Annotated in this window: 9 protein-coding genes; 1 reads left to right on the forward strand and 8 read right to left on the reverse strand. The window is 71.0% G+C overall.

Going from position 1 to position 8222, the window contains the following annotated elements; all coding sequences use genetic code 11:
* Nucleotides 1-41 precede the first annotated feature (41 nt).
* From FNH08_RS37895 to FNH08_RS37925, 7 genes are all read right to left on the reverse strand, one after another.
* A complete protein-coding gene (locus FNH08_RS37895; protein ID WP_152776066.1) occupies nucleotides 42-377 on the reverse strand; it encodes a TcmI family type II polyketide cyclase in 336 nt (111 codons plus the stop codon).
* 14 nt (nucleotides 378-391) lie between these two features.
* Nucleotides 392-871, reverse strand: coding sequence for an SRPBCC family protein (locus FNH08_RS37900; protein ID WP_152776067.1), 480 nt, complete (start codon nucleotides 869-871; stop codon nucleotides 392-394).
* Nucleotide 872: 1 nt separating this feature from the next.
* Nucleotides 873-1142: an acyl carrier protein gene (locus FNH08_RS37905; protein ID WP_152776068.1), complete on the reverse strand. Its 270-nt coding sequence runs from the start codon at nucleotides 1140-1142 to the stop codon at nucleotides 873-875.
* A 14-nt stretch (nucleotides 1143-1156) separates the two neighbouring features.
* Nucleotides 1157-2410, reverse strand: coding sequence for a ketosynthase chain-length factor (locus tag FNH08_RS37910; RefSeq protein ID WP_152776069.1), 1254 nt, complete (start codon nucleotides 2408-2410; stop codon nucleotides 1157-1159).
* Nucleotides 2407-3675, reverse strand: coding sequence for a beta-ketoacyl-[acyl-carrier-protein] synthase family protein (locus FNH08_RS37915; protein WP_152776070.1), 1269 nt, complete (start codon nucleotides 3673-3675; stop codon nucleotides 2407-2409). Before FNH08_RS37915 ends, FNH08_RS37910 begins: the two co-directional genes overlap by 4 nt.
* Nucleotides 3672-4088: a cupin domain-containing protein gene (locus FNH08_RS37920; protein ID WP_152776071.1), complete on the reverse strand. Its 417-nt coding sequence runs from the start codon at nucleotides 4086-4088 to the stop codon at nucleotides 3672-3674. Before FNH08_RS37920 ends, FNH08_RS37915 begins: the two co-directional genes overlap by 4 nt.
* Nucleotides 4089-4154: 66 nt before the next feature.
* Nucleotides 4155-5300, reverse strand: a complete 1146-nt coding sequence (locus FNH08_RS37925; protein WP_152776072.1) for a SchA/CurD-like domain-containing protein — start codon at nucleotides 5298-5300, stop codon at nucleotides 4155-4157.
* A 206-nt stretch (nucleotides 5301-5506) separates the two neighbouring features.
* On the opposite strand from FNH08_RS37925, the gene FNH08_RS37930 reads away from it, so the two are divergent.
* The gene (locus tag FNH08_RS37930) at nucleotides 5507-6610 is read left to right on the forward strand and encodes a DUF4037 domain-containing protein (protein ID WP_152776073.1); all 1104 of its coding nucleotides are present in this window, start codon (nucleotides 5507-5509) and stop codon (nucleotides 6608-6610) included.
* Here FNH08_RS37930 and FNH08_RS37935 read toward each other — a convergent pair.
* The coding region (locus tag FNH08_RS37935) for a PucR family transcriptional regulator (RefSeq protein ID WP_228034602.1) at nucleotides 6599-8222 on the reverse strand (1624 nt) is incomplete at its 5' end. The two genes, FNH08_RS37930 and FNH08_RS37935, sit on opposite strands and share 12 nt — an antisense overlap.

Below are 8222 nucleotides of genomic sequence, written 5' to 3' on the forward strand. Positions count from 1 at the left end.
GGACACAGCATCTGCTGTGTCCCGCCACCCTTTTCGGCGTCTCAGCCGCCCGCCCTGTCCCGTTCCCAGCGGTAGAAGCAGCGTGCCATCGCGTCCTTGGGGCTCCGCCAGGTCTCCGGGTCGTAGGCGGAGACGTACGGGGAGAGCCGCTCGCTGACCTCGCGGAACTCCGGGTGGCCGGCCAGCTTGGCGATGGTGGGAGCCGGGTCGCGGTCGCTCTCGATGAGGTGCAGGTACACGTCACCGAACTCGAAGAGGCTGCGCCGGGTGACTCCGATGAGGTGGGGCAGTTCGCCGCGGTCCGAATCGGAGAAGACGTCGGCGATGTCCGGTGCGGCGCCGGGAGCCATGCGGGCGACGATCAGGGTGTGGTGCATCAGGGAGTCCCCCTTCAGTCGGTGAGGACCGCGGCGCCGCGTCGTTCGCCCGCGGCCCGCTCGATCCGGTCGCGGATGAGGGCCATCTGCTTGCGGGAGTTGCGGTTGATGATCTCCGTCATCGCGGTGTCGTCGACGGGAGCGTCCGGCTTCATCGCGAAGTCCTGGATCCAGTCCATCCGGATGCCGTGCTGTGTCTCGGCGTACTCCCAGCGGATCTTCATGTACTCGAAGGGGCCGGTTTCGACGCGATGGGCCCAGACGGTGCGCGTCGTACGGTCCGCTACGCGTTCCGACACCCAGCTCCACACCCGGCCCTCGTCGTCGGGGTACATGGTGAGCCGGAACGTGGTGCGGTGTCCGTCGCGGTCGAGCACCTCGACGGAGGAGTACTCGCTGAACAGCCGCGGCCAGTTCTGGATGTCGTTGGTCATGTCCCAGACCAGGTCCAGCGGTGCCGCGATGGTGATCTCGTTCTCGGTGTGGCCGGCCATGTCATGCTCCCTTCGCCAGTGCGCCGTTCACGACGGCGAGGAACTCTTCGGGTGTCGTGCAACGCTCCATCTGCTCGGGCAGGCCCGTGCCGTGGCGCTTCTCCAGTTCGGCCACGATGCCCAGGAGACCGAGGGAGTCCAGGCCGAACGTGTCCCAGCCGGAACCGGCCTCCTCCTCGAGGATGAGGGGGTCGACGCTGACTCCGGCGGAGCGTTTCATCAGCTCGGCCAGATCCTCGATGGTCACCTGGTGGTCCACTTGGTCGGTCATACGGATGCACTCCTTCATTCGGGGGACGGAACGGAGCCCTGACGCAGGACGAGCGCCGAGTTGAAGCCCATGAGTCCGCGGCTGAGCACCAGTGCCGTGCGCAGTTCGGTGGGGCGTGCTCGACCCACCACCAGGTCGATGTGGTGGCAGGTGTCGAAGACGTTGGGCGTGGGCGGGATCACCCCGTACTCCATGGCGAGGACCGCCGTCGCCACGTCGAGCACCGGTGCCGCGCAGTAGGCGCGCCCCGTTCCCGTCTTGGGAGCGGTGACCGGCACGCGCCGTGCGTGCGGGCCGAGCGCGTCGGTGAGGGCCAGTGCCTCGGCCTGGTCGGCCTCGGGCACGCCGAGGGCGTCCGCGAACACGACGTCCACGTCCTCCGGGCGGCAGTCGGCCTCCGCCAGCGCGGTACTGATCGCCCGGGCCAGCCCGGCCCGGGAGTCCTCCCAGCGGGAGGCACCGGTGAACGTGGCCCCGTGTCCGGTCACGGTCGCTCGCGGCTCGGCCCCGCGTTCGCGCGCCGCCCGCTCCTCCTCCACCACGAGCATGGCTCCTCCCTCGGCGGGCACGAACCCGCAGGCGGCGGTGGTGAAGGGCCGGTAGGCGCGTTGCGGGTCGTCGCTGCGGCTCAGCTCGGGGTAGGCCAGCTGACAGACGATCGAGTACGGGGCCAGCGGGGCCTCGGTCGCGCCGACGACGACCGTGTCGGTGCCGCGCCGCACGGCCTGGGTGGCGTGCGCCAGGGCGTCCAGGCCGCCGGCCTCGTCACCGGCCACGACACCGCAGGGGCCCTTGAAGCCGTTGCGGATCGAGATCTGACCGGTGCTGGCCGCGTAGAACCAGGCGATGGACTGGTAGGGGCCCACGTGGCGTGGTCCCTGCCCCCACAGTTTCTGCAGTTCGCGCTGGCCGAACTCGCCGCCGCCGGAGCTCGCGGCGGTGAACACGCCCACGGAGTAGGGCGAGTCGATGTCGGCACGCCCGAAACCCGCGTCGTTCAGGGCCAGTTGGGCCGCAGCCATCGCGAAGTGCGTGAACCGGTCGGTCTGGACGAGGAACGTCCCCTCGATCAGGGCGTCCGCGTCGAAGTCGCGTACCTCGCCCGCGATCCGCAGGGGGAGGTGTTCGCAGCCTTCCTTGCCGACGGGCGCGAGGCTGCTGCCGCCCTCCTTGACCGTCTTCCAGAACACGTCGGTACCGATTCCGTGCGGTGTCACCACACCGAGGCCGGTGACGACCGCGTTGCGCCTGCGGCTCTGACTGCTCATTGCCGCCTCCCCTCTGGGCCGGTCAGCACGACCGCGGACTGGAACCCGCCGAAGCCGCTCCCCACCGACAGCACGTGGCGCAGGCTCCGCTCGCGTGCCACGCGGGGCACGTAGTCCAGGTCGCACTCGGGGTCCGGCGTCTCGTAGTTGGCCGTCGGAGGTATCACCTGGTGGGACAGGGCGAGTACGCAGGCCGCGACCTCGATGGAGCCGATCGCGCCGAGCGAGTGGCCCACCATGGATTTGATCGAGCTCATCGGTGTCGCGTACGCGTGCTCGCCCAGGGACCGCTTGACCGCCGCGGTCTCGTGCCGGTCGTTCTGCTTGGTCCCCGAGCCGTGCGCGTTGACGTAGTCGATGTCGCGGCCGTCCAGGCGGGCCTGGGCGAGGGCGCCGTCGATCGCCCGGGACATCTCCAGGCCCTCCTTGGTGAGCCCGGTCATGTGGTAGGCGTTGCCGTACGTCGCGTATCCGGCGATCTCGCAGTACGCGCGGGCGCCTCGGGCACGCGCGTGCTCGAGTTCCTCCAGGACCAGGACCGCGGCGCCTTCTCCCATGACGAACCCGTCCCGGTGGGCGTCGAAGGGGCGAGAGGCGTGTGCGGCGTCGTCGTTGTTCGGAGAGGTCGCCTTGATGGCGTCGAAGCACGCCATCGTGATCGGCGAGATCGGGGAGTCCGCGGCGCCCGCGAGGCATACGTCGACGCGGCCCTCGGATATGGAGTGGTACGCGTATCCCACCGCGTCCAGCCCGGACGTGCACCCCGTGGAGACGGTCTGCACGGGACCGTGGACGCCGAACTCCTCGGCGACCGCGGAGGCGAGGGTGCTCGGGGTGAAGGCTCGGTGCAGTGACGGCTCCGCCCGCCGCTCATCGACGTCCCATCGTGCGCCGTTCGCGCTGACGAGGACGTAGTCGTGTTCCAGGCGCGTGGTGCCGCCCACCGCGCTCCCCAGGCTGGCCCCCGCTCTCCACGGGTCCGTCCGCTCAAGGTCGAGTTCCGCGTCGCGGACCGCCTCGGTGGCGGCGACCAGCGCGAACTGCACGTATCTGTCGCATCGTTGGGTCGTCTCGTGGTCCAGGCCGTGCGCAGACGGCTCGAAATCGCACTCGGCCGCGATCTGTGAGCGCAGGCCCACCGGGTCGAAGAGGGATATGCGGCGCGTCGCCGTACGCCCGTTGGACAGCAGGTCCCAGAACTGGGGTATGCCGATGCCGCCCGGGGCGACGACACCGACTCCGGTGACGGCGACCCGCCGGTTCATGAGACCACCTCGGCCTGCGCGGTCCCTTCCGTCTCCTCCGTGTCGACATGACCGAGTTCCGGCCGGGGAGCCAGCGGGCCCAGGTGGAAGACCATGCGCGCCTCGGTGTCGCCGACGTTGCGGAAGCGGTGCCGCGTGTTCAGCGGGATCAGCAGCCCCTGGCCGGGCCGCAGCGCATGGGGCTCGCCCTCCAGGTCCACTTCGAAGGCGCCGTCGGTGACGTACACGAACTCCTCGGAGTACGGGTGGTAGTGCTCGCCGATGCGCTCCCCGGGCTGCACGATGGCCACGCCCATGAATCCACTGGTCGACCCCACCGTGGTGGGCGTGAGCATGGCACGGAGGTCGCCGCCGCGACGGCGGTTGTGCGGGATGTCGCTGAGGTCGACGATGCGTGCGTGCTGTTCTGCCATGTCGGTTCTCCCGGAACAGGATGCTGCGAAGGTGCGGGACGATGCTGCGGGCGTGCGGCGCCCTGGTCAGGAGGCCGGCGCCCGGCGGTCGGTGAGGGGCTTCATCCGGGCGCGGGTGAAGAGCCGCGGCAGTGCCCGGTCGTCCGTCGGGGCCTCCCCGAGGCCGAGTGCTCCGGCATCCAGCAGACTCCCCGCCTCGGCGACGACGGCGGACGTGTGCAGGGCCAGCGCGGCGCCGGGCGAGTTCTCCGGTTCGTCCTCCATGTCGACGAGCCGGACGACGAGGTCGTCGCGGTGGAAGACGGTGCAGGCGAGCACCGGACCGGCCGGGTCGCTCATGGAGGTGACGTCCTGCTGCGACAGAAGGTGGGCCAGCGCGTGGCCGCTCCCGGGCATCGCCGGGTAGAAGAACGCGCACCGCTGCACGTGCAGGCCCTCACTGCGGCCGGACGCCACGTGGTGGACGGCGGGGAGCGAAGCCCGGGTGAAGAACAGCCGCGCGGACTGCGGATCGCTGAGGTCCCGTTCCTGTTCCAGATACGGGTCGAGGGCCTGCTCGACGGCGCGGATCTCGGGTTGGCGGGCGACGTGCCGCAGCGCGGCCTGCATGTCGCCCTGTACCTCGACCGCTCTGACGACACGGTTGCCGTGCATGAACAGTGAGGTACGGAGCAGCCGGGTGGTGTCGTCCACCTGGGACTCGGGCGACTCGTAACCGGACAGGATCTCCGCGACCTTGGGCTCGCTGCCGCGCTTGACGGTGAAGGTCAGCGCCTGCCGGACCGTGTTGCCGCCCAGGCGCGGCGCCGACTGCAGCCGTTCCCGGGACGTGACACGTGCCCTGCGGCCCTTGCCGGAGGTCTCGCGCAGGACGGTGTAGCGCATCGAGCGGGTGTCACGGACACAGCCCTGCAGGGGCTTGACCATTTCCAGATGGTCCTCGCTGTTGACCCACGCGAGGAAGGGCGGTGCGCTCTCCCATTCGCTGGTGATGAGCCATTGGGTGGGGTTGTCGACGGACTGGCAGAGCTGGTCACTGATGTGCCCGGGCACGGAGGCGACCTGCTCGCACATGTGCTCGTAGGCGTCGAGGAACTCCTGCTGGGTTCCGTCATGGATGTCCAGCATCAGCACGACCCGCACTCGGGACCCGTCGAACGCGGTGGTGGAGACACCGTCCGGGATCGTCGACACGGCTGGGGAGATTGCCATCCGGCACACCTCTTCCTCTGGAACGGGGCGGACCGCCGCACCACCTGGGCGCGTACCGGTCGCATGGCAACGATCGTGTGTCGTGCCGTGCGCCACCGCGAACCAGCCGGGCCATGCGGGTGAACCGTCGGGCGGGGGCCGACTGGGCGGGCCTGGGCGTGGATAACCGATGGTCTCGGGGCGACGTGGTCCAGCACAGTTGGGCCATGACGATCTCTGGCGCCAGGTTCATGCCCGGCATCGAGCTGTCCGAGGTCCTGTACGAGGAGGCGGTACGACCGATCCTCCGGGATGTCCTTCCGGGACTGCGGTACGCCGCCGCACGGATCGGCAGCGGGTCCGAAGTGCTGGGTTTCGACACACCACGGTCGGCGGATCACGAATGGGGACCGCGGCTGGAGATCTTCCTGACCGCCGAGGAGCACGCTCAGTTTGGTGCGGCCATCCGTGGCGCCTTGGCCGTGCGGCTGCCGAAGCAGGTGCGGGGCTGGCCCACCCACTTCCAGGAGAGCGACGATCCGCTGGATCCGGTCGGCCGTATGCAGCCGACCGATGGCCCGGTCAACCACCGCGTGGACGTGTACGACGTGGACGGTTGGCTGGCCGAGCAGCTCGGAGTACGTGCGGCCGGGGTGGCGCTGAGTGTGCGTGACTGGCTGGCCGTACCGCAGCAGAAGCTCGCCGAGACCACCGGTGGCGCGGTGTTCCACGACGGGCTCGGCACGCTCACCGCCTGCCGGCGCGGGCTGGAGTGGTACCCGGAGCAGGTGTGGCGGTACCTGCTGGCGTGCCAGTGGCAGCGCCTCTCGCAGGAAGAGGCGTTCGTGGGGCGTTGCGCGGAAGTCGGTGACGACATCGGGTCGGCCGTCGTGGCCGCCCGTCTGGTGCGGGACCTGATGCGCCTGTGCCTGCTGCTGGAGCGCCGCTACGCCCCCTACGGCAAGTGGCTCGGCAGCGCGTTCAGCAGGCTGTCGGTGGCCGAGTCGCTCACCCCGGCGTTGCGCGGTGTGCTGGCGGCGACGGACTACCCGACCCGGGAAGCGCACCTGTGTGATGCCTACGAGGCCGTCGCTTCGCTGCAGAACACGTCCGGGCTCATCGAGCCGGTGGACCCGACGCGTCGTCCCTACCACTCGCGCCCTTTCCTGGTCCTGCAGGCCGAGCGTTTCGCGCAGGCGCTCGCGCGTACCGTCACGGACCCTGACCTTCGCACGCTCCCGCTGGTGGGAAGCGTGGATCAGTGGGCCGACAGCACCGACCTGCTCGGCCGGCATGGCGCCCTTCAGGACGAGGCCGGTTCAGCGGGGTGAGTGGCTGTCCCGTTCCCTGGCGGACCGTTCCCCGGCGGACCGTTCGCCGGGGAGCCAGCGGAGGGCGAACCACAGTTCCATCCGGACGTCGAGGTCCTGAAGGTCGGCGTCCAGCAGTTCGGCGGACTTGGCGATGCGTCGGCGCACGGTGTTGCGGTGGAGTTCGAGAGCGGCGGCCGTGCGGTCCCAGTTGCCGTGGTGGGCGAGCCAGGTGCGCAGGGTCTCCAGCAGAACGGCGGGGCCGGGTGCGGGGGCTTCGGCGAAGGGGGCGAAGCGGGCCTGTGCGAGGGCGGCGGCATCGACGGGGCTGACCAGGGAGTGCATGGTCAGGTCCTGCGTGCGGTGCTGTGCCGAGGACATGCCGGTGGCCACAGCGTGGCGCAGCATGCGGTCGGCCTGTCTGTCGGCGATCACCAGGTCGGCGGCGGCGACGGGTGAGCTGATGCCGAGTGTCCAGCCCAGGCGGGCGACCGGCGCGAGATCGGGCAGCGAGGAACCAGGGGTGCTGGGGACGAGTGCGCGCAGGCCGGTGCCGTCGATGTCGAGGTAGGGGGTGGTCAGGGCGGTGCCGAGGGCGGCCAGCTGCACGGGGTCGCCGCCGGGGCGCGACGTTGCCCAGGGGCCCGGCCCGGCGAGGCGGCCGTGAACCACGACCCAGCTGTCCACCGCACGTGTCGGCGACGACAGGAGCGGCGCCACGTCGACGGGGTTCTCACCGAACATCAGGCGGACCAGAGCCGCGGCGCTGCGCGTGTCGGTGCCCAGGGCGTGGCGCGGGGTGGTCAGCAGGGACAGCAGGACGAGAGCGGTGCCGACCACGGAACGGTGCACGGCGGTGGGGGCCGAGGCGGATGCGACGCCAAGGGCGAACGGGCCGGCGGCGATCTCGGCGGGGAGGGTGTGCACCGTGAGGTGGAACGCGGTGTGATGCTCGGCCGCTGCCGTCGGCGGCTGCGGCCGCCCACCGGCGGCGCGGGATCGCACCTGGGCGGTGGTGCGCGCCGCGAGTCCGCGTAGTCGCACTGCGGCGGGCGGCTCCGGCCGGGTACCGGCGGAGAGGAGTTCGTTGCCGAGCGGGTCCAGGAGCACGGTCCAGGCGCCGAGACGCGCGGCGAGCTGCTGCAGGACCGCCTTCAGCGCGTCGGGGCGGGCCGCGGCCGTGGCGAGGGCGGCCTGGGCCTCGGAGATCTGGCGCAACTCCTGGTGCCTGGCCTCGGCCATGGCCGCGTGGGCGGCATGGTTGACGGCGACGAACGGGGTCCCGGGCGGGATCCGCAGCAGGGGCAGTCCGTGCCGGTCGCAGGCGATGACCAGGGCGGGCGGGACCTCGTCGTGAACGGGGGCGACTCCGAAGCCGAGCGCCGCCACGCCCGCCTGGACGACGCGCCGTACGTAGGAGTCGATGCCGTCTGCTGTGTCGGGGAGGCGGACGCCGGCGATGAGGAGGAGTTCGCCGCCGAGCAGGTAGGGAGCCGGGTCTTCCAGCTCCGTGGTGCCGATCGTGCCGACGAGGCGGTCCTCCCCGGGCCCTGCGATCTGTCGCAGGCCCAGGTCGGTGTCGGCGAGCAGGGTGCTCAGGGGGACGGCGGGCGTGTCCGGCGCGGGTGGGGTG

Source organism: Streptomyces spongiae, from assembly GCF_009377185.1.
GTDB classification, from domain to species: domain Bacteria; phylum Actinomycetota; class Actinomycetes; order Streptomycetales; family Streptomycetaceae; genus Streptomyces; species Streptomyces spongiae.

Coding starts and splice junctions, on each gene's coding strand:
- FNH08_RS37895 (WP_152776066.1), bottom strand. CDS start 377: ATGCACCACACCCTGATCGTCGCCCGCATGGCTCCCGGCGCCGCACCG.
- FNH08_RS37900 (WP_152776067.1), bottom strand. CDS start 871: ATGGCCGGCCACACCGAGAACGAGATCACCATCGCGGCACCGCTGGAC.
- FNH08_RS37905 (WP_152776068.1), bottom strand. CDS start 1,142: ATGACCGACCAAGTGGACCACCAGGTGACCATCGAGGATCTGGCCGAG.
- FNH08_RS37910 (WP_152776069.1), bottom strand. CDS start 2,410: ATGAGCAGTCAGAGCCGCAGGCGCAACGCGGTCGTCACCGGCCTCGGT.
- FNH08_RS37915 (WP_152776070.1), bottom strand. CDS start 3,675: ATGAACCGGCGGGTCGCCGTCACCGGAGTCGGTGTCGTCGCCCCGGGC.
- FNH08_RS37920 (WP_152776071.1), bottom strand. CDS start 4,088: ATGGCAGAACAGCACGCACGCATCGTCGACCTCAGCGACATCCCGCAC.
- FNH08_RS37925 (WP_152776072.1), bottom strand. CDS start 5,300: ATGGCAATCTCCCCAGCCGTGTCGACGATCCCGGACGGTGTCTCCACC.
- FNH08_RS37930 (WP_152776073.1), top strand. CDS start 5,507: ATGACGATCTCTGGCGCCAGGTTCATGCCCGGCATCGAGCTGTCCGAG.